Origin of the sequence: Sorangium sp. So ce124 (assembly GCF_051525235.1) — a bacterium.
Classification (GTDB): Bacteria; Myxococcota_A; Polyangia; order Polyangiales; family Polyangiaceae; genus Sorangium; species Sorangium atrum.
Map to the genome: position 1 here is coordinate 8,784,324 of NZ_CP150312.1, position 19,053 is coordinate 8,803,376.

General features: G+C 73.1%; 16 protein-coding genes and 1 pseudogene. 5 read left to right on the plus strand and 12 right to left on the minus strand.

Going from position 1 to position 19,053, the window contains the following annotated elements:
* Positions 1-182: 182 nt before the first annotated feature.
* The 3 genes from WMF19_RS32820 to WMF19_RS32830 are packed head-to-tail and all read right to left on the minus strand — an operon-like array spanning position 183 to position 4,757.
* Entirely contained in the window at positions 183-1,730 is a 1,548-nt protein-coding gene (locus WMF19_RS32820) for a hypothetical protein (protein ID WP_437893971.1), read from the minus strand.
* Between the two features lie 34 nt (positions 1,731-1,764).
* The gene (locus WMF19_RS32825; protein ID WP_437893972.1) at positions 1,765-3,423 is read right to left on the minus strand and encodes a hypothetical protein; all 1,659 of its coding nucleotides are present in this window, start codon (positions 3,421-3,423) and stop codon (positions 1,765-1,767) included.
* A 20-nt stretch (positions 3,424-3,443) separates the two neighbouring features.
* Positions 3,444-4,757 carry a hypothetical protein gene (locus WMF19_RS32830; RefSeq protein WP_437893973.1) on the minus strand — a complete coding sequence of 438 codons (1,314 nt, stop codon included), beginning with the start codon at positions 4,755-4,757 and terminating at the stop codon, positions 3,444-3,446.
* Positions 4,758-4,982: 225 nt separating this feature from the next.
* On the opposite strand from WMF19_RS32830, the pseudogene WMF19_RS32835 reads away from it, so the two are divergent.
* Positions 4,983-5,243, plus strand: a pseudogene (locus tag WMF19_RS32835) (JAB domain-containing protein); the annotation flags it as partial.
* A gap of 263 nt (positions 5,244-5,506) precedes the next feature.
* On the opposite strand, the gene WMF19_RS32840 reads toward WMF19_RS32835, so the two are convergent.
* Together WMF19_RS32840 and WMF19_RS32845 are read right to left on the minus strand one after the other, a co-directional pair.
* Positions 5,507-5,719 (minus strand): hypothetical protein, encoded by a 213-nt coding sequence (locus WMF19_RS32840; RefSeq protein WP_437893974.1) that lies wholly within the window; start codon positions 5,717-5,719, stop codon positions 5,507-5,509.
* 3 nt (positions 5,720-5,722) lie between these two features.
* Positions 5,723-6,259 (minus strand): hypothetical protein, encoded by a 537-nt coding sequence (locus tag WMF19_RS32845; protein WP_437893975.1) that lies wholly within the window; start codon positions 6,257-6,259, stop codon positions 5,723-5,725.
* Positions 6,260-6,829: 570 nt separating this feature from the next.
* Here WMF19_RS32845 and WMF19_RS32850 point away from each other — a divergent pair.
* The 3 genes from WMF19_RS32850 to WMF19_RS32860 all read left to right on the plus strand — a co-directional run bounded on the left by WMF19_RS32850 (position 6,830) and on the right by WMF19_RS32860 (position 10,864).
* Positions 6,830-9,556, plus strand: coding sequence for a vWA domain-containing protein (locus tag WMF19_RS32850; protein ID WP_437893976.1), 2,727 nt, complete (start codon positions 6,830-6,832; stop codon positions 9,554-9,556).
* A 154-nt stretch (positions 9,557-9,710) separates the two neighbouring features.
* Positions 9,711-9,953 carry a hypothetical protein gene (locus WMF19_RS32855; RefSeq protein ID WP_231864310.1) on the plus strand — a complete coding sequence of 81 codons (243 nt, stop codon included), beginning with the start codon at positions 9,711-9,713 and terminating at the stop codon, positions 9,951-9,953.
* 158 nt (positions 9,954-10,111) lie between these two features.
* On the plus strand, positions 10,112-10,864 hold the full coding sequence (locus WMF19_RS32860) for a high-affinity nickel-transport family protein (RefSeq protein ID WP_272094744.1): 753 nt from the start codon (positions 10,112-10,114) through the stop codon (positions 10,862-10,864).
* 46 nt (positions 10,865-10,910) lie between these two features.
* On the opposite strand, the gene WMF19_RS32865 is transcribed toward WMF19_RS32860, so the two are convergent.
* From WMF19_RS32865 to WMF19_RS32885, 5 genes are read right to left on the minus strand one after another with little or no spacing between them, the layout of a single operon-like run.
* Positions 10,911-11,669, minus strand: a complete 759-nt coding sequence (locus WMF19_RS32865; protein WP_437893977.1) for a response regulator — start codon at positions 11,667-11,669, stop codon at positions 10,911-10,913.
* 4 nt (positions 11,670-11,673) lie between these two features.
* Positions 11,674-12,816: an ATP-binding protein gene (locus WMF19_RS32870; protein WP_437893978.1), complete on the minus strand. Its 1,143-nt coding sequence runs from the start codon at positions 12,814-12,816 to the stop codon at positions 11,674-11,676.
* Positions 12,816-13,337, minus strand: a complete 522-nt coding sequence (locus tag WMF19_RS32875) for a Rab family GTPase (RefSeq protein ID WP_272094747.1) — start codon at positions 13,335-13,337, stop codon at positions 12,816-12,818. The genes WMF19_RS32870 and WMF19_RS32875 overlap by 1 nt, the downstream gene beginning before the upstream one ends.
* A gap of 3 nt (positions 13,338-13,340) precedes the next feature.
* A complete protein-coding gene (locus WMF19_RS32880; RefSeq protein ID WP_437893979.1) occupies positions 13,341-15,119 on the minus strand; it encodes an OmpA family protein in 1,779 nt (592 codons plus the stop codon).
* A gap of 54 nt (positions 15,120-15,173) precedes the next feature.
* Complete coding sequence (locus tag WMF19_RS32885; RefSeq protein ID WP_437893980.1) at positions 15,174-15,755, minus strand: OmpH family outer membrane protein; 582 nt, start codon at positions 15,753-15,755, stop codon at positions 15,174-15,176.
* A gap of 312 nt (positions 15,756-16,067) precedes the next feature.
* On the opposite strand from WMF19_RS32885, the gene WMF19_RS32890 reads away from it, so the two are divergent.
* Positions 16,068-17,054: a hypothetical protein gene (locus WMF19_RS32890; RefSeq protein WP_437893981.1), complete on the plus strand. Its 987-nt coding sequence runs from the start codon at positions 16,068-16,070 to the stop codon at positions 17,052-17,054.
* Positions 17,055-17,089: 35 nt separating this feature from the next.
* Here WMF19_RS32890 and WMF19_RS32895 read toward each other — a convergent pair whose 3' ends face one another.
* Positions 17,090-17,785 (minus strand): hypothetical protein, encoded by a 696-nt coding sequence (locus WMF19_RS32895; protein WP_437893982.1) that lies wholly within the window; start codon positions 17,783-17,785, stop codon positions 17,090-17,092.
* Positions 17,782-19,053: an MbnH family di-heme enzyme gene (locus WMF19_RS32900; protein WP_437893983.1), complete on the minus strand. Its 1,272-nt coding sequence runs from the start codon at positions 19,051-19,053 to the stop codon at positions 17,782-17,784. Before WMF19_RS32900 ends, WMF19_RS32895 begins: the two co-directional genes overlap by 4 nt.

The following is a 19,053-nucleotide window of genomic DNA, read 5'->3' on the forward strand; positions in this document are numbered from 1 at the left end:
CGGACGCTGTTCGGGTTTCTCCACCCGAACCGGCACAAGCTGTTCGACGACGCCTTCCAGGAGCAGCTTGAGAGCATGTACCGGCAGACGGGGGCAGGACCAACCGGGCCGTGGGGTGGCATCTGGACGTTCGCGACCGCTGAAGTTGGACGACGCGGTTCGCTGGGCGAGCTCCAGTCCGGCTATTCAGGAAACCGAAGCGTTTCGGCCGCTTTGCCGTCCTCTCCTCGGATCTCGTCGCCATTCCACTCCCAGCTCACGCCGCCCTCGCCCGGCAGCCCCAGCTCGAAGGTGACCCCCTCCAGCGTGAGCTGGTCCTCGTCGAGGTAGGCGATGCCGATCGAGTCGCCGCCGCGCCCCGGGCCGCCGTAGCCGCCGTCGCCGCCCCTGCCCCCGTCGCCGCCGTGACAGGCCCAACGGTCGTCCCCCAAGGCGCCGCCCCGCAGCCCTCGGCCGCCCAGGCCGCCTTCCTCGGGGGCCCCTCCATCGCCGCCCGGGCCGCCGGCGCTCGTGATGATCACGCTGTCGCGCACCGTCACCTTGGCGTGGAGCGCGACGAGGCCGATGCTCGGGTACCCGTTCTCGCCCCCCAGGCCGCCCCTGCCGCCGCATCCGCCGGCGGCTCCGGAGCCGCCGCTGGCGCCTCCCTTGGTGGCCGTGCCGCATACGCTGAGCCCGCCGCGCAGTCCGCCCCCTCCTCCGCCGCCTTGACCCGGCATGCCCCTGCCGCCGTCGCCGGCCTTGTTGCTATTCCATCCTGTCTCGTCGAGATTTCCGATGCCCTCACCCGCCACGCCGGCGGCGCCGTACGCGCCGTTGATCCCCAGCGTTCCACCGTCGCACGGGGTGCCTGTCGACTCCCCGTCTCCTCCCCGCCCGTCGTTCCTGGGGTTCGGCGTGGGCGCCGGCTCCCCGTCGTCCCCGTCGCCGGCGCCATCGGCGAGCCCGTCGCCCCCCTTGCCGCCGATGCTCGGGATGCCGCCGTCGCACGGGTTCACCACCGCGGCGCCGCCGGGGACGGTGTCCGCCGAGCACGCATCCCCGCCACGCACCCCATTCGCGCCGTCTGGCGCGTGCCCCGGTCCGGACAACTCCTTGCCATCGCGGCCCGCCCATCCATACGAGGCGCGAATCCAGCCTCGGACGATCTCGACGGTGGCGCCGGACTTCACGAGCACCGCCGTCGGGCCGGCTGCGGCCACCCTGAACTGGACGATCCTCGATACACCGTCCGCGGCGCCCGTGTCCTCGGGGCCCGCCGGCTCGATGGTCAGCAGGACGCTCGTGTCGCGCGGGACCTGCAGCGTGGGCCCACCACTTTCGGGGTCGCGCTTCCAGTTCAGGCAATTGTACCCTCCTATCAGATCCACGCCGGAGGGAACCGTCAGGGGGTCATAAAAGCCGTCGTCGCATGCGAACACGCGCCCTCGTCCCTTTCGCGCGAGCTCGACAGCGCGCTGCAGCGTCCGCAGCGGCTTGTCCTTCGTGCCGGGGTTTGCGTCGTCCTCGCCGCTCAAGATACCGCCGACGAACACGCCGCAGCCATCGAGTAGCTCACCGGCGGCGAGATGATCGAGACAGACCGACTCCGCCGGCGGCTCATCGGGGCACGCCGCCCCGTCGCCTTCGCAGGGCGCAGGGCCCGTGCCGAGCGGGCCGGTTGTGGTCCCGCAGCCGGCGGCGAGGAGCAGGAGGGCGGAGACGAGGTGGACGGGAAAGGTCGGCTTCATGGTCCTTCTCCATGCGGCGCAGGGCGCAGGCCCATCAACGGGGCGGCTCCGGGTCGGGCACGTCGAACGGACACCAGGGCTCCGCGTCGCCGCCAGCGCCCTTGCCCTCGTCGTCCTCGGGCGAGGCTGCGTTGCCCGCGAGCCCGCCGTCGCCGGCCACGCCGGGTCGTAGCGTGGCGTCCGGCCCGAAGCTCACATGGGCCGCGACGGACGCGACGGCGCACGACGGACCCCCGAGGCCGCCGCCAGCGTCGCCTCCGCGGCCGCCGTTGCCGCCGAGTCCGCCATCGCACGCACGCCACTCTCGGTTGTCACTGAAAGGATGGTTCCCGCCGCGGCCGCCTGCGCGCCCCTTGCCCCCGAGCTGGCCCGTTCCGCCCACTCCCCCTTGGCCGCCGTTGCCCGTGAAGACCTTGGTTGCCTCCAGCGTGAGCGCGCTCCCCTGCAACGCGACGATGCCGATGCTTGCCCCGCCATGGCCGCCGCCCTTGCCTCCCAGGCCACCGCAGCCGCCGCTCCCGCCCGATCCGCCGGCCGCGCCGCCCTGCGGGCTGCCCGCGCGACACGCGACCATGTCGCCTCGCCCTTTGCTGCCGCCTCCACCACCCCCTCCTTGGCCGGGGGCCCCTCGTTGCCCGTCCTGACCCCGGACACCGACCCACCCGTCTTGCTCGGTGAGCTGGCCAGGGCCCACGGCGCCGGCGGCGCGACCCTGATTGGCGCCGTCGGCGCCGTCTCTCCCTACCGTGCACGGCTCGCTGCCCGCGCCGAGCCCTTCGCGGCCCTTGCCCTCGGGATTCTCCGCCGGCGCCGGCTGCCCCGGCGCGCCGTCGCCCCCCGACTCGAGCCCGCCGTCGCCCCCGTAGCCGCCCGTGGACTCGATGCCGTCGCCGCACACGGTGACGACCGGGAGGGCGCCCGTCTCGCCGTCCGCCGTGCAGCCGTGCGCGCCGTCGTTCCCCACCAGGCCGTCCGCTGCCCGCCTGCTGTCCGCGTCCTCGCCCGGCTCCCCGTCCTCGCCGTCGCCCGCGACGATCTCGCTCGATCGCACGATCGCCCTGGCCCCCGGGCTCACGATCATCGCGATCGACGACTTGCCGTCAGGCGCCGAGGCGTCGGCCGCCACGGCGCGCACGCCGACGATCTCCGACATCACGTCGTCGCCTGCAATGGCCCGCTGGTCGTCCTCCCCGAGGACCCGCACCGGGATGCCCACGGGCGGCGCAATGACGGTCGACGCATTCGGCCCGCCGAGCAGCCATTCATCCGACGGATCGCCGCCGTCATCACAGCGACGGCTGCCCCAGAGGTCGACCCCGGAAGGCAACGTGATCGCCTCCTCGAACACCCCGCCGCACGCATACACGCGCCGGGTAGGCGTCTCGCTGTCGCCTCGGCCGCTCGCGGCGAGATCGATCGCGTGTTGCAACGTCTTCACCGGCGCGTCCTTCGTGCCAGGGCTTCTGTTGTCACCCGACGACGGGCTGACGAATATCCCGCATTTGTCCAGCGCCGGCGTGGTACCTGGCGCTCCCTCGCAGGGGTCGGGCGGAGGCTCCGGATCGGGTTCGCACGCCGCCACCTCCGCGCAAAGATCGGTGTAACCGCACCCCGTCAGCATGCTCGCGCCGCACGCGCAGATCGCGACAGCGACGACGAACGTCGCCGCGCGCCGGCCTTTCTTCGAACGCATGTCCTCTACCCCCGATGTTCTCACCACAGCCCCTCGATGCTCACGCCGGCCTCTCGCCCGGTCGCTACGGGCGCAACGTGAATTCGACCCTGCGTCGGCGTGCGCCCCAGGAAGGAGAAGTCGGTGAAGAACGACGCAGCGGTCAGTGCCCCGATCACACCACCCGTGATGACCAGGCCAGTCCCCACGCCGGCGGACAGGTTGCGCGCGTTTCGCAACCGGAACAGGTCAGCGCACGGGGAGTTCTGCTGCGCTTGCCAGCACGTGGACGAGCTCGACGTCGAATCACGCGTTAGCCCCTCGCGCCGCTCGCTCAGGTCGCCATCCAGCTTGTTAGCCCTGATCATGAAGATGCCGCCCCCGAGCACGGCGCCCGTCGTGACGGCGATGCCCGTGATACGCAGCGTCCCCGGCCAGGAAGCCCACGGGCTGGGGGCCTGCGCGCGCGGAGCGGGCAAAGCGCGCGCGGGGGTCGGCGTCGTTGCCGCGGCCTCCTTGGCGCTGCTCGCCTCCTTGGCGCTGCTCGCCGCCGCACACAGCAACGGAATCGTGAACTCGTGCTCCGCGCCCGCCACGGCGCGCAAGTGATGAAGCGCATCCTTACAGCCCGGGGCACGGCCCCGCACCATGTGTTTGCCCGGCTCGAAGAACAGTTTGTACGTTCGCGCGGTCCGGCCGAGGCTCTTGCCGTCGACGAGCACCTCGGCGTCCGGGGGATCCACTGCCAGAAAGAGCGTGGCGACGAACGGCAGGGCTTTACGCAGTCCCTCCGAGAACCGTTGTTGCTGCGCGAGAGACGGCGCCTCGCCCTGCTCAAGGCTCCACGCCAGGTGCTCCGCCGCGTCACGGTACTTGCGAAGCGCGAGCTCACAGAGCCCGAGCTCACCGGCGATCTCGGTGCGTTCCCGCTCGGTGGCAGACATCGAGTGGGCTGCCTCGAAGGCCGCTTTGTAGGCGGCAACTGCCTCGTTCAACTTTCCCGTTGCGCGAGCGTGCTTAGCGCGGCGTAGATAATCCGTTACCGTCGAGTCGCCGCCTTTTCCGGGTGCCGGATAGGGGTCCTCCGCGCGGACTGAACCCGTCGAGCCGGTCACGACGCCAAACACCAGGCATATCCACAGGGATTTCGCGACGAAACGCACGGCTGGACGGTACGCATGCCGGCCGTACGGCGTCAACAGACGAGAAAAAACCACAAATCGACGCTCCGGGTGAGAAATTCGGCCCGATGGCGTAATGCGTTCGGCCGTCCCCGGCGGCGGAGAGCCTGTGCGCGCGTCGAGGAGCCTCGTCCGCCGCACGCTTTCCGCTTGAGACAGCACCGTACCCGCCATTCTGTCGTCCTGGGTCGTGCCGCCACGGACGTTCGGACGGCCGGCGCGTCACGACAGCCTCACGCGCACCACCACAGCCACGTTGACGCCGCGTGTTTTGCGCCGCGAGCATGCGGCATGGCGCGCACGGCTCCGGTCCCGAACATCCCTGCGATCCCGAGCATGAATCCCGGCACCTTCATCATGGGTGGCGGCGGCAACGGCCTCCGCGCGGAGCTCCGCGAAGTCCGCGAGACGCGCATGCTCGCCCGCGGTGTCGACGACGCCCTCTACGCAGGCCGCGCGACCATCCTGCGCGCTGCGCTGGACATGGCAGCCATCCGCTTCGTCCTGGCCCATAACCACCCGAGCGGCGATCCGACGCCGACCGGGGAGGACCAAGCGATGACCCAGGAGCTGCGCGACCTCTCCTATGCGCTGAACGTCCCGCTCCAGGCCCACGTCATCGTCACGCCCAGCGGGCGGTACCACGCCGTCCTCGAGTAGGCACGGACCGGCGCCACTGTCCGGAGGGTAACGCTCAACTTTGGCCCCGAGTGCTCAACTTTGCCTGATCGGTGCGCCGTCCGGGAGGACGCGCGCGTCGACGTGCGGGTGACGGCGTGCTCGATGGATGGGGTCGAGTTCCGCCTGGTGGAGGCGAAGCGCTGCCGGGTGCTCGCCTGGGGCTTCCAGGCCGAGGGGCGGGTCGTCCGAAACTGGTCGGGCGCCTGGCGCGGCGGGTCGTCCGGCGATCCGGGCGGGCGCGGCTACTCCTCGTCCCTGAGCCCGCGGGCGCGCCGCTCGCGGGCACGACCCTCAGCCAGCCAGCACTGTGCGAAGACGTAGAGGTAGATCGGTAAGCCGGCGCGGAGCCAGCCGACGAACGAGAGGGCCCCGGGAGTGGGCGCGTCGAACCACGCCGCGACGACGATGGCCGCGCCGGAGGCCAGGATGCCGATGGTTCTCAGGGCCCTGTCCATGGCTCAGATGAGGCTGCAGAGAACGCCCAGAGTACCGAGGGCGGCGCCCGAGTAGTTGGAACAGCGCTGCGCATCCCGTGGATCTCTTGCCCTGGGGCAAAGCGCGGAGGTCGCTACCATCGTGACCCCGAACATGAAGATGCTGCACCCAAGCCCGATCGGGCTCAACGGCTGCTGGGCTGTATCGATCTGCTCATCGCCCTGGTCGTGGGCCGTCGTGGCGCGCGTATCGCCGTCGCGGAGCGTCGATGCGCAGGGGACGTCCGCGTAAGCTCCCGGGTCGAGCGGGTTGAAGATGCGGATCGCCGCCTCGGGACGGTCCGCGCAGGCTGCCGCGAGTTCGGGGCGCCCGGCCTCGAGGATCTGCGGGATCACGCTCTCGGTCGTCGTCTCGCCGTCGAGGTCCACCTCGAAGCTGCGCGGCGCAGCGGCCTCGCCCTCCGCGCCGCCGTCGCTCCCTGCTTCGCTTGGTTCGTCTGCCGCGCCGCAGGCCGTCGCTCCCATGAGCGCGGCCATGGCCAGGCCGATCCTGGTGTGCATGTACCACCTCCCCGCGCCGCATTCCGTCGCGCACGGACCTTGGCTGCGAGCAGCATGCCAGGGCCGCATAAACCAGCGCGCGCGAGGATCAGCGACCCGCGCCTTCGACGTTGCCGGCCGGCGAGCGGCGCGACCCGGGCACTTCGTGCCCACACCGCAGTTCGGCTGCCCGCTGCCGGTGGTTGACCGTGGCCAGGCGCAGCGCGGGCGCCGCACCGAACTGGCGGGCCTCGACCCGGCGGAGACGGCGCAGGTGGAGAGCGACGACCAGGGGCGAGCAGGCTGACGGCAACATTGCTCGAAATTGAGCATTGCCGTCCGGAGGGGGCCCGCGCCGGAGCGCGCTCGCGCCCCGCGCCGGAGCGCGCTCGGACCGGGCAGCACGGCCCGTCGCGGCAGCGCGGCCCCTCGTCCCCGGAACCTCCGCACGCCGCCGCTGTCTTTCCGCAGGCACGACAGACAGCCGGCCAGCGCGGCCGAGCGCCCGCCTGAAGGACGCGAGCCGCGCGCCCTCCGCGCGGTTCCTGATGACGTGAGCGCGCCGCTCCGCGCGGCGCACAGGGGAGATCTATGCCCAGCGCGAACACGACGGACGCCGGGGATGGCGTCGCCGCCGCCACCGATCCGAACCTCACGGCCGCGAGGCAGCCCGACGCGGCGAGCGCCGGCGAGGCCGCCGAGGCCCCGGTGCGCTCCGTGGAGATCGTCATCTCTTGGGGCACGACCGTGCTCTTCGTCCAGCACCTGACGCCGCCGCGCGCGTTCGACATCGGCGAGGGGCGCGACGACGGCCGCCCATGCGACTGCTTCCTCCCCGAGCGCGTGCTCGGCGCGCGCCGCGCGCCGCTCCTCGAGGTCGACGGCGCGGGGCGCGTCCGCTTCGTCCTGCCGGGCGCCGCTACCGGGACGCTCACGCTCACCCCGGGCGGCGCGCCGCTGTCCGCGGCCGCGGCGCGGGAGCTGCACGCCGGCGCGGCGCGCGCGGCGATCCCCGGCGCCAAACTCGTGCCCCTCCCCGCGCACGGCCGCGTGGACGTCGAGATCGCGGGCGTGCGGATCCAGATCCACGCGGACGTCGCCGCCGGCGAGCGCGTGCGCCGCTCGCTCGTGAGCCGGAAGAGCCTCGCCCTCCACGCCGCCTCGGCGGTCCTGCACCTCGGGCTCCTCGGCGCGCTCGCGCGCTGGGCGCCGCCCCTCGTCGACCCGTCCACCGGCATGAGCGCGGATCGGATCGCGCTCGTGCAGCAGTACCTCGCGTCCGCGGACGAGCGCGACCTGCGCGCGTCGCTCGAGCGCGAGGGCGAGCGCGCCGAGGGGCCCGCCGCCGACGCGAAGGAGGGCGGCGCAGGGACGCGAGCCAAGGGCGAGGAAGGGGCGATGGGCCGTCCGCCTGCGTCCCGCGCGGAGGCGATGGGGAACGTGTGGGGGGTCAAGGGCCCGAGCGACAGCCCCGATCCGCACGTGGCGCAGCAGCAGGCGCTGCGCGACGCGGCCGAGTTCGGGATGATCGGGCTGCTCAACGCCGGGGGCGGCGGCGATCCGAGCGCGCCCACGGCGGCGTGGGGGCTCGACGGCGCCGCGTCTTCCGCAGGCGGCGCGGGCCTCCCCCTCCTCGGCTACGGAGGTCCCGCCGGCGACGGCGCGGCGCTCGGGGGCGGATCCATCGGGACGATCGGGCACGGCGCGGGCGCCGGGTCGGGCCAGGGGTTCGGGAGCGGCCACGGGCGCGCCGGCGCCTCCTCGCCGCCGGTCTCGGCGCGGAGCGCGGCCGCCTACGCGCCGGAGCCCGAGGTCGCCCTCGATCCGAACGGCCGCTTCGCCACCACGTACCGGCCCGGGGGCGGCCACCTGGCCGCGTTCGAGGCCGCCCTCGCGCGCGGCGTCGTGCCCGCGGCGGAGCGCGAGCTCGTCGGCGACGTCGCCGCCCGCTACGCCCCGGAGGTCCCGCTCGCCCCCGACAAGGCGCTCGGCCTGCGCACCGACCTGGAGCGCGCCGCGCTCGGCCCGGGCGGCGGCGCCTTCCACCTGCGCCTCGCGCTCCGCTCCGCGGCGGCGGCGGCGCCCGCGCGGCCGCACCTCTCGGTGCACCTCGTCCTCGACACGAGCGGCTCGATGGCCGGCGCGCCGATCGACAGCGCCCGCCGCGCCGCGCAGGCGCTCGTCGATCGGCTCGCGCCGACCGACGACTTCTCGCTCACCACCTTCTCGAGCGACGCCGAGGAGGTGATCGAGGACGGCCCTGTCGGCCCGCGCCGCGCGGCGATCCGCCGCGCCATCGAGGGGCTCCGCGAGGGCGGCGGCACCAACATCGGCGCGGGGCTCTCGCTGGGCTACGCGCAGGCGAGCCGGCCGGGCATCCCCGAGGACGCCGTGCGCGTGGTGCTGCTCGTCTCCGACGGTCGGGCGACGAGCGGCCTCACCCACGGCGAGCGCCTGGCGCGGCTCGCCCTCGACGCCTTCCAGCGCGGCATCCAGACGAGCGCGCTCGGGCTCGGCGACGACTTCGATGGACAGCTCATGAGCTCGATCGCGAGCGACGGGGCCGGCGGCTACTACTACCTGCGGCACCCGGAGCAGATCGCGCCCGCGCTGTCGACAGAGCTCGACAAGCGCCTCGACCCGGTCGCGACAGCGGTCGAGGTGCGCGTGCGCCTGAAGGCGGGCGTCGATCTGCTCCGCGTCTACGGCTCGCGCCGGCTGGACGAAGCCGAGGCCTCTCGCGTCCGGGCCCAGGAGATCGCGGCCGACGTCGCCGCCCTGTCGCGGGACCGGATCGCGGCCGACCGACGCGACGACGCCGAGGGCGGCATGCGCTTCTTCATGCCTGTGTTCGCCCGCGATGATCGGCACGCGCTGCTGTTCAAGCTGAGCGCCGGCCCCGGCGCGGGGAAGCGAGCCGTCGCGACCGTCGAGCTCAGGTACAAAGATCGGCTCTCCAGAAAGAACGTGATCGAGGAGATCCCCATCGAGGTGCGCTACGCGGACAGCGACGCCGCCAGCGCGGCGTCCGCCGACCCGTCGATGGCGCGCACGCTCCAGGGCTTCGCCGCGGGCGAGTCGCTCGCGGAGGCCGCTGCCCGCGTGGCGCGCGGCGATCGCGCCGGCGCCGCAGCGCTCCTCTCCGAGCGCGAGGGCATCCTGCGCGAGGCTGCGACCCGGCTGAACGAGCCGCTGTTCCTGGAGGACGCGGCGCGCCTGTCGCGCCTCCGCGCGCACATGGGCGCAGAGCAAGGCCTCGGCGATCCGCTCGTGCTCGCGATGTTGCTGGAGACGGCGGGGCGATCCCGCCTGCGCTGACGCGCAATCGCAGCGCGCTCACGGGCGGAGGTGTCGCCCAGGTGGTAGGCTGAGCGCGGCCATGACAGACAGAGTCTCATCGACCGGACGCGCTGCGCTGCGAGAGTCGCTGCTCCAGTTCTCCGCTTTCGCCGACGCGCTCGAGTCCCGATCCATGCGCGAGGCCATCGATGCCTGCATCACCGTCCTGGACGCACCAGGGCCGCTCGACAAGCGCGACCTTGCCCCATGGCTCAAGGTCGTCCACGAGCGCGCGGCCGATGTCTTTCGACGGGGCATCCGTCAGACCACGGGTGTGCTGCGCCAGCAGATGATGCACGGCCTGAAGCAAGCGGAAGAAGACGCGGTCTGGATGCAGCAGGCCATCGACGCGCTCAGTCGAGACCGCGCGAACTGACATGCTGGACTGAAACAGCGCTCGTCGCCCCGTGGACCGGTGGGCGTCTCCTGGCGGCCAGGAGAGCACGAGCCACGCTAGCGAGCCGGCCGGGAGACGGAGCAGGGGGCCGTGCACGGCGTGGCACGACGCGCGCCGTCCGTGCTACGAGACGGGGCATGTTCGCCTCGGCGTTTCCGTTGCTGCTCCTCGGCTTCTCTCTGGGAATGCGCCACGCGACCGACGCGGACCATGTGATCGCGGTGGCGACCGTCGTGAGTCGGGTGCGGAGCCTCGGGACGGCGCTGATGATCGGCGCGATGTGGGGCGTCGGCCACACGCTCACGCTGATGGTGATCGGCGGCGCCATCCTGCTCTTCGGGCTCGTGGTGCCGCCGCACGTCGGCCTGGCCATGGAGCTCACCGTCGCGCTGATGCTGATCGGCCTCGGGGTGTTCCACCTGGCGCGGCTCTACCGGGCGGTCCGCCGGGGCGAGCCGCCGGCCCACGACGTTGCTCCGGTGAAGCATGTCGCTCACCACGACGGCCACCGGCACGACCTCGGCTGGGCGGATCGCGTGTTCGGCGGCTCGCGCGTCTATGCGAGCCTGCGGCCGCTGCTCATCGGCGTGGTGCACGGCCTCGCGGGCTCGGCCGCGGTGGCGCTCCTCGTGCTCACCACGGTGCGCGACCCGCGGTGGGGCATCGGCTACATCGCGCTGTTCGGCGTGGGCACCATCGCCGGAATGACGCTCATCACCGGGGTGCTCGCGCTGCCGTTCGCCTATGCGCGCGCTCGCACCAGCGGGATCCACAACGCCTTCGGCGCCGCCGCCAGCCTCCTCAGCGTGGGCTTCGGCCTGTTCCTGGCCTACGACATCAGCTTCGGGTCCGGGCTGTTCACTGCCCACCCGCAGTGGACGCCGGGCTGACGGCGCCCGGGCGGGCCGCGCTCTCCGCCGGAGCGACGCCCGGCGCTCACCGGCTCGCGGTCGACCAGGCGCGCTCGGCCTCGCGCGACGACGCCGGCGCGAGGTGCGCGTCGATCTGGGTCATGAGCCAGTCGAGGAACTCGTCCTTCAGGATCGTTTGCGCCACGTGCAGATCGGTCCAGACGGGCGCGCGCGCGGCCGCTCGGTCGCTCGTCTGCACCACGACCGGGATCGTGCAGAACCTCGCGTCGTCGCGCATCGCGCGGATGAACTCCACCCCGTTCATGACGGGCATGTGGACGTCCACGATGGCCAGCGCCACGGGCTCGCGCGCGAGCAGCTCGAGGGCGTCGCGCCCGTTCTCGGCCTCGAGCACGCTGAAGCGCGGCTCGAGGATCAGCCGGTAACACTCCCGGATGTCCGCGTCGTCGTCCACGACGAGGATGGCGACCCCCTCGACGGCGCCGAGCACGCGCTCGACGGCGGCGCGGAGCTCCCCCGCGGTGACGGGCTTGCGCACGTAGCCGGCGACCCCTCGCAGGATCGCCTCTGCCGGCTTGTTCACGACGGAGACGAGCATCACGGGCACCCGCTCGCGCGACTGCACGAGCCGGTTGAAGGCGAAGCCATCCATCTCGGGCATCAGGAAGTCGGCCAGGATGAGGTCCGGCGTCCACGTCCGGAGCAGCTCCAGCGCCGCGCTCCCGCCGCGCACGGTCCGGACGTCGTACGCCGCGCCTTGCAGCGCCTCGGCCATCCACGCGAGCGTCCCCGAATCATCGTCGACCAGCATGAGCTTGGCCATGGCATCACTCCCCTTGCGCCCCGCCGCCGCCCGCCTCGCCCGCGGCGCCGACGCGCCGCAACCGGAGCCAGAACCTCGCCCCTCCTTCCGGCCGCGCCTCGTACCCGATCGCCCCGCCCCACCGCTCCACCGCGATCCGGGCGCCGTAGAGCCCGAGGCCGCTGCCCGCGCCGGGGTCGCCGCCGTGCGCGAACTTCTGGAACAGGCGCGGCGCGATGGCAGGCGAGACGCCAGGCCCGTCGTCCTCCACCGTCACGCGAGCCCAGCTGGCATCGTCGTGCACGGCGACCCGCACCGACGCGCGCGCGGGCGTGAAGCGGAGCGCGTTCTCGACGAGGTTGGAGACCACGCGCGCGAGCCTGCGCTCCTCACCGACCACGGTGCACGGCTGCGCGCGGCCGATCTCCGGCGGCGCCTCCAGGCGCACCCCCCGGCTGCGCGCCATGGGCAGGAGCGCCTCGACGACCCGAGCCACGGTGCCGCGCACGTCGACCACCGCGGCGAGGTGGCCGCTGGAAGCGTCGGACGCCATGCCCTCGGCGGTGAACACGTCGAGGATCTCCCGGATCAGCTCGCGCTGCCGCAGGGCGGCCTTCAACGCGACCGCGGCGAGCGCGCCGCTCTTCTCCGGGAGCGGCTGCTCCCCCAGCAGGGACAGGGCGCCGAGGAGGCTGTTCAGCGGGCCGGAGAGGTCGTGAACGATGCAGTGGACGAGGACGTCCTTGCGCTCGACCTCGCGCGACAGCGCCTCGTGGACGAGGCGGAGCTCGCGCGCCCGCTGGAGGACGCGGCGTCGCTCCTGGAACAGCGCGTCGTTCCGGGTGATCACGAGCAGCCGCGACGAGCCCACGCGGAGCGCCGTCGCCTCGAGGTGGAGCGCCTCGTCGTCGCCGATCATCTGCGTCCAGAAGTCGGATTGCACGCTCGGCGCTCCTTCCACGGACCAGGCCCGCTCCGCCTCGGCGAGGAACACCTCCAGAAAGGGCAGCGCGCGATCGATCGGGAGCGGCGAGTCGCGCCACGGGGGCGCGAACCCGAGCCGGCGGAACCACGGCGGCGGCTCGCCGCGGATGACGAAGGTGCCGTCGTGCAACCGCTCGAGGACGAGCTTGTCGAGCGCCGCGAGGAGCCACGTGTCCACGTCCATCAACCCCGCAACGAAGGCGCTTCGCTCGCCAGCATGGCGCGCGTCAGCGCGTTGAACGCGCCCTCGACCCCGGCGCCGGTCTTGGCGCTCGCCCTCGTGATCCAGAGGCCCGCCCTCCTCAGCCTGGCCTCGATGGCGTCGTCGATCTCCCACGCCGCGGTGAGATCGGCCTTGTTCAGGACGACGACGGCCGGGACCTCTCCGACGATCGTCCGCGCAGCGGTGTAGAGGCGGAGCCCGGTCTCCGCCGTGAGGCGCCGCGTGCCGTCGATGACGAGGAGCCAGCCCGCGGAGCCGCGCAGGTACGACGTCTGGACGGCCTGGAACTCGTCCTCTCCGCTCAGGTCCCAGAGGATGAGGTCGAGCTCGCCTTCATCGCATTTCACGCGCCGTGCCTCGATCGTCACGCCGATGGTCGTCCGGTAAGAGTCGGAGAAGATGCTGCGCACGAAGCGGGCGACGAGGCTTGTCTTGCCGACCCCCGTCGCGCCCAGCACGCAGACCTTGCGTCTCTCCGCCATGACTCAGTCCTTGCTCTCGGCGCGCAGGTCCACAAGGAAGATCACGCTGCGCGCGCGGCGCTCGTCCGCGCCGGCGAGGCACCTGGCCCCGGCCGCGCCGCCGGAGCAGGACGGGGGCAGGACCTCACGCCGCAGTCCCCCGCCGCTCGCTCGCAGGCGATCCGCCGGGATCCCCCGCGCAACGAGCTCGGCCGCGACGTGCTCCGCGCGTGCCTGGCTGAGCGCTCGATTCGACGCCTCCGATCCGGCGGAGTCCGCGTAGCCGATCTCGCGGATGTCGGCGGTCATGCGGGCCTCGCGCGCGCGCGCGATCAGCCGCAGCGCCGCGGCCGCGACGGCGTCGAGGCGCGCGGCCTGCTCGCCGGAGAGCCGCGCGGCGCCGCGGCGGAAGAGGAGCTCCATCGCCTCGAGGGATCGCGCCGCCGCGCGCGCGCGGTCGATCGACTCCTGGACCGTCAGGCGCTCGCCGTCGAACCCCGAGACGCCCGGGAGCACCGCCGCCGACCAGCGCGCGCGCTCGATCCAGCGCTCGGGCGCGACCCCGCTGGCCACGACGACGCCGCCGCGCAGCGCCAGGGCGACCCCGGGCGGCGGCTCCAGCATGCGCGCCACCCTGCGCTCGACGATCTGCGGGTGGAGCGAGTAGAAGGGCTCGAAGCGCAGGGCGACCGCCGGGGGCACGGGGCCGCCGCGCTCGAGCACGGCCCTCGGGTCCGCGGCGAGCGGATCGCGGAGTCCCGTGAACGCGACCTGGCCGGCGCGCCGCTCCGCCGCGGTGACCAGCAGGCCGGGCTCGCGCTGCAGCGCCTCGTCCCAGCCCTCGAAGCGGCGCTGATCCTCCTGCGAGGCGCGCACCCGGAAGACGAGCGCGGTCGCGACGACCCCGGCCAGCACCGCGGCCGCCGCGAGCAAGGCCCGAGCTCGGCGCGGGACCGGCTGGCGTTGCTGCTGGAGGCAGCGCGAGAGCAGCTCGCGGGCGCCCGAGAACGGCGTCCGATCGCCGCGGAAGCCGGCGAGCTCACCGCCGTACGCGAGGTGGACGCGCTCCAGCGTCTCGCACAGGACGAGCCCGTACGCGGGCGGCGCCACGCCGCGCACGATGGACACGAGGAGCGCCGACGGGCCGTGCTCGACCCACCCTGTCAGATCGCCGACGCGGAAGCGCTCCAGCTGCGCGTCGGTCCGGAACGCGTCGTGGGCGAACGCGTCGATGGCGGTGAGCATCGCCGTGACCTGATCGGGATCCCTGTAGGGGATCTCGTCGGCGCTGAGGTGCTCGAGGACGAGCCCCGTCCCGCGGTGGACGAGGAAGAGCTGCTCGGTCCGGTAGACCATCGAGCGGAGAAGCACCACCTCCGCGAAGGGACGCCCCGTGCGGCGCGCCTCGACGCGCCAGCGCACGCTCCGCCAGGACAGGCCGAGGGCGGCCGCCTCGTTGAGGCGCTGGATCATCGCCCGGAGAGCGCAGCGCACGGCCTTGCGGATGGCCGGCCCCATGGCGGGGGAGATCGCGTCCGCGAACGATCCCGGGTCCCGGCGCACGCGCTCCTCGATCGCGCCGGTGAGGAGCGGCTCCAGCGCCCACGAGAGCGCCTCGCCCTTCTTGCGGCTCTCGATCACCGCCTCGGGCAGCGCCCCCGCGACCATCTCGACCATCGACTGGTCGAGCCGCTCCTCGATCCGCTGGATCCGTTGCTGCTCGGGGCCCACGAGCAGGGGGCGGAGGTCTTCGAGCGTCTGTTTCGGCGGAGGCGCCCCGCGGCGCGCTCTCGGCTCTCGCATCGTTCTTCTCCAGACCGCCGCGCTCGCTCCGCCGGCCGGAGCGGCGCGGTCGCCTCACGCGGCCTCGTCCGAGCGGCGCTCCGTCCTCTGGTACCGCTCCGATTCCGCGGCCGCCTCGCGCGCCGGCCCGGCCGCGTCGGTGCCGTCGGCCCACACGGCGGCCAGCTCGCGCTCGAGCATCGCGCTCAGCTCGCTCCGCGTACGCCGCGTCTCGTCGAGGAACGACTTGGACTGATCCAGCAGCTGTTGCCGGAGCTCACGCTGCGTGCGCGCCACGAGCTCCTCCAGCCGCTGGACCCGCTGCGCGATCAGCTCGAGCGCCTCCCGCGACTCGCGCGCGGCGCTGCCGAGCGCGCCGTCGGCGGCCGCGCGCTGGGCCTCGATCGACGCGCTGAGCGAATCGATCTCGCTGCGCATGTGCGCCTCCAGCGCGTCCAGACGCCGCCGCGCTTCGCTCCGCAGCTCCTCCGCCTGGGCGGCGACCTGAGCGTCGGTGTGCGCGAGCCGGCGAGCGAACTCGCGGAACTGGGCGCCGCACAGGATGTCGCGCACCTGCTCCAGGCTGTTGGTGATCGCGGACTCTGCGTGTCCTGCGGCGGCTTCGTGCTCCGCCCGCCCGCTCGTCCTCATGGTCATGATGAAGCCCCCCTCTCCCTGCGTTCCGCGCGTGTCGCGTTCTGCAAGCCGAGCTCGCTCCTCATCGCGCTCTCGCATCGCTTCGTCGCGCTCGCGACGCCTCACTGAGCGCGCTCCCCCAGGTTTTCTCTTCCGTCTGGACACGATGCCCCTCGCTCATCACGTCACGCGCTGCGCAACATGGGTCAGCACCCCGGCTGCGGGTAGCCCTTGGGACAGCCTCCGGGCGGCCGCGGCTCGGCCGGGGAGCCGCTCGGCTGCTCCGAGGCGCCGCGCCGAACAGGAGCTCTCGGAGCCCGGTAAGATGCTTCCATGCGAACTCCGCGAACCTCGCTGGTGGCCGCGGCCTTCCTCGCCGCCTGCGGCGCTCCTCCCGCGAGCGCTCCGGCCGGCGGCGCTCCTTCCGCGAGCGCGTCAGCCGGCGGCGCTCCTTCTGCGAGCGCCGCCGCCTCGGGTTCCAGCTCGCCCCCGGCCGCCCCGCCGCCGCCCGCCGCGCAGGCCGCCGCCCCCGCGGCCGCGGCCTCCCCTGCGCCGGCGCCCTGCGGCGCGCTGGGCTGCCTCGCCTTCGATACGCCGGCCCAGGCCTTCGCCCACGTCCTCGAGAGCGGCCCGCGCGTGCTCGCGGTGGGCGAGGCGCACGCACAGCGAGGCTCGGAGGGCATCCCCTCGACGACCCGGCGCTTCACGGAGCTCTTCCTGCCGGCGCTCGCCGGCCGCGCATCCGACCTGATCGTCGAGCTCTGGGCCGTGGATCCGCGCTGCAAGAAGGAGCAGGTGGCGCGGGTCGAGGCGGAGCAGCGGACGGTCACGCAGGGCCAGGCGGCGCAGAACCAGGACGAGTTCCTCGCGCTCGGCCACGCTGCGAAGCGGCTCGGCATCCGGCCCCACCAGCTCAAGCCCTCCTGCCAGGAGGTCGACGCCATCGTGCGCGCGGGGCCGGACGCGGTGACGGCCATGCTCGAGATGATCGCGCGCCAGACAGCCGCCGAGGCGAAGGCGCTGCTCGGCCGCGAGGACGCCGCGGGAAAGATGGTGATCGCCTACGGCGGGGCGCTGCACAACGACGTCGCCCCGCGCCCTGGGCGCGAGCGCTGGAGCTTCGGACCGGAGCTCTCCGCGATCACCGGCGGCAAGTACGTGGAGCTCGATCTCATCGTCCGCGAGTTCATCAAGGAGTCGGAGTCCTGGCGAGCGCTGCCGTGGTATCCCCATTTCGACAGGGAGAAGCACCCGGACAAGGCGGTGCTCTTCAACCCCGCGCCGGGCTCGTACACGCTCATCTTCCCCCGCTCGTCCTGAGCCGGCACCGCCGCGCCGCGCGCCGCGCGACGGCCTCAGGGCAGGATGGTGAAGGTGACCGGCTCGCCCATGAAGGGACCGCCCCCCTGCACGATGCGGTTGTTCTCGAACAGCGCGCTGATCACGCTGACCGTGATCGGTACGCCGGCAGCGCGGAGCTTGTCCCAGGCCGCCGCGTCCGGCGTGTAGCTCAGCTTGGTCGTGAACACCCGGAGTAGCAGCTCGCGCTCCGCCGTCGTGAAGACCAGGAAGTAAGCGCGCCCGTTGATGGGCGTCCCGTGAGCCCAGGCGGCGCGCGCCGGCCCAAGGAGCGCCCCGAGCTCCGCGGCGATCGACGCCCTCGGCGCAGCGAGCTCCCGTGCTCCCGGCGCAGCGGCCGCCGCGAGCTGCAGATCCGGCGCGGCCCGGGGCGTCGTCCGCTGCGCCGCGCCCGCCACATGGAAGGTCAGCTCCGGCGCGGCGTCGCCGGGGAGCATCGCGCCGTCCTCGGGCGTGTCGAACACCGTGCCCTGCGAGGGCTCGTCCTTCGGCTCCACCGCGAGCAGCTCCTCCAGGGCCTCGTCGGTCGCGCCGCCCTCGAAGATGACGTCATCCAGGCTCGAGTCGGACGACGTCCCGCTCGACGTGTGGTCGTGGCTGTGGCCGCACGCCCCTGTGTACATCGCGGCCGATACGAGCGCCGCCAGCGCGGGCACGAGGAGCGCCCGGCTCAGGAAGGGCCTTCGGCTCACGGCGCCTCCGTCCAGGGATCCGCGAAGCGCGGGTCCTTCAGAAACTCGTCGTCCGTCAGGGTTTGCAAGAAGGCGATCACGTCCGCTCTCTCCTCTTCTGTGAGATCGAACCCGCTGATGAGCTCGCTCTTGAACTTGTTCTCGCTGCCCACACCGGCGTTGGGGAAGCCAGCCTCGATCGTGCGCCCTCCGGCGGCGTAATGGTCGAGCACCCCCTCGAGCGTCTCGATGCTGCCGTCGTGCATGTACGGCGCCGTGAGGGCGATGTTCCGCAGCGTGGGCGCGCGGAACCGGCCCATGTCCGCCTCCTTGTGGGAGATCTCGTAGACTCCCCCGTTGCCCTCCGGGTAAGCGCCGTTGCCGTCGATGTTGTAGAGCCCCGTGTTGTGGAACATCACCTCCGTGAAGGTGGTGCCGTCGTGCTCCACCGAGTCCGACAGGTTGAAGCCGCCGTGGCAATGGAAGCACTCCAGCTTCTCGGAGAAGAAGAGATCCATCCCGCGCAGCGCCGCGTCGGACATCCCGGAGGGGTCGCCGCCGTACCGGTAACGGTCGTAAGGCGCGCGGTAGGAGAGCAGCGATCGCTCGAACGCCGCGATCGCCTTCGTGATGTTCGCGAGGCGGAGGGGCTCGTCGTCGCCGGGGAAGGCCTCGGGGAAGAGATCCTGGTAGACCGGCTCGCCCTGTAGCCGCTCCAGCAGCTCGTCCTCCATGCCGGCGAGCCCGAGCTCGACAGGCGTCTCGCCGAACATCGGGAGGAGCGCCTGCTCCTCGAGCGCGTCGACGAGCGGATTCGCCCAGGTCAGCGTCGTGAGGTAAGCGACGTTGGCCAGGCTCATCGAGCTTCGCGAGTGCAGCTGGCCCGTCGAGCCCTCGGCGTTCGCGCGGTGGTCGGTGAACGCGAGCTCCTGGCGATGGCACGAGGCGCACGAGTACGTGAGGTTGCCGGACAGGCGCACGTCATAGAACAGCCGCCTGCCGAGCTCGACCTTCACCGACGACATCGGGTTGTCCTCGGGGACCTTGGGCACCGGAAAGCCCGTCGGCAGCCCCCACGGGTAGGCGCTCGCGCCGCCTCCCCCATCGCCGCCGCCGCCCTGGCCGCCGGCGCCCTCCCCCGTCGACCCACCGGCGCCCTCCCCCGTCGACCCACTGACGCCTTGCAGCCGATCGCCGTCGCCGCAGGCACAGCAGAGGGCCGCGAGCGCGGCGAGGGCAGAGGAGATCGCAGAGCGGCGGAGAGCGGTCATCGGAGCCAACATCGCCAT

Excerpts from the sequence above, each read along its gene's own strand:
- WMF19_RS32850 (WP_437893976.1), top strand. The coding sequence starts at position 6,830 with ATGCCCAGCGCGAACACGACGGACGCCGGGGATGGCGTCGCCGCCGCC.
- WMF19_RS32855 (WP_231864310.1), top strand. The coding sequence starts at position 9,711 with ATGCGCGAGGCCATCGATGCCTGCATCACCGTCCTGGACGCACCAGGG.
- WMF19_RS32890 (WP_437893981.1), top strand. The coding sequence starts at position 16,068 with ATGCGAACTCCGCGAACCTCGCTGGTGGCCGCGGCCTTCCTCGCCGCC.
- WMF19_RS32870 (WP_437893978.1), bottom strand. The coding sequence starts at position 12,816 with ATGGACGTGGACACGTGGCTCCTCGCGGCGCTCGACAAGCTCGTCCTC.
- WMF19_RS32875 (WP_272094747.1), bottom strand. The coding sequence starts at position 13,337 with ATGGCGGAGAGACGCAAGGTCTGCGTGCTGGGCGCGACGGGGGTCGGC.
- WMF19_RS32840 (WP_437893974.1), bottom strand. The coding sequence starts at position 5,719 with ATGGACAGGGCCCTGAGAACCATCGGCATCCTGGCCTCCGGCGCGGCC.
- WMF19_RS32885 (WP_437893980.1), bottom strand. The coding sequence starts at position 15,755 with ATGACCATGAGGACGAGCGGGCGGGCGGAGCACGAAGCCGCCGCAGGA.
- WMF19_RS32900 (WP_437893983.1), bottom strand. The coding sequence starts at position 19,053 with ATGGCGATGTTGGCTCCGATGACCGCTCTCCGCCGCTCTGCGATCTCC.
- WMF19_RS32830 (WP_437893973.1), bottom strand. The coding sequence starts at position 4,757 with ATGGCGGGTACGGTGCTGTCTCAAGCGGAAAGCGTGCGGCGGACGAGG.
- WMF19_RS32860 (WP_272094744.1), top strand. The coding sequence starts at position 10,112 with ATGTTCGCCTCGGCGTTTCCGTTGCTGCTCCTCGGCTTCTCTCTGGGA.
- WMF19_RS32880 (WP_437893979.1), bottom strand. The coding sequence starts at position 15,119 with ATGCGAGAGCCGAGAGCGCGCCGCGGGGCGCCTCCGCCGAAACAGACG.
- WMF19_RS32825 (WP_437893972.1), bottom strand. The coding sequence starts at position 3,423 with ATGCGTTCGAAGAAAGGCCGGCGCGCGGCGACGTTCGTCGTCGCTGTC.
- WMF19_RS32820 (WP_437893971.1), bottom strand. The coding sequence starts at position 1,730 with ATGAAGCCGACCTTTCCCGTCCACCTCGTCTCCGCCCTCCTGCTCCTC.
- WMF19_RS32845 (WP_437893975.1), bottom strand. The coding sequence starts at position 6,259 with ATGCACACCAGGATCGGCCTGGCCATGGCCGCGCTCATGGGAGCGACG.
- WMF19_RS32865 (WP_437893977.1), bottom strand. The coding sequence starts at position 11,669 with ATGGCCAAGCTCATGCTGGTCGACGATGATTCGGGGACGCTCGCGTGG.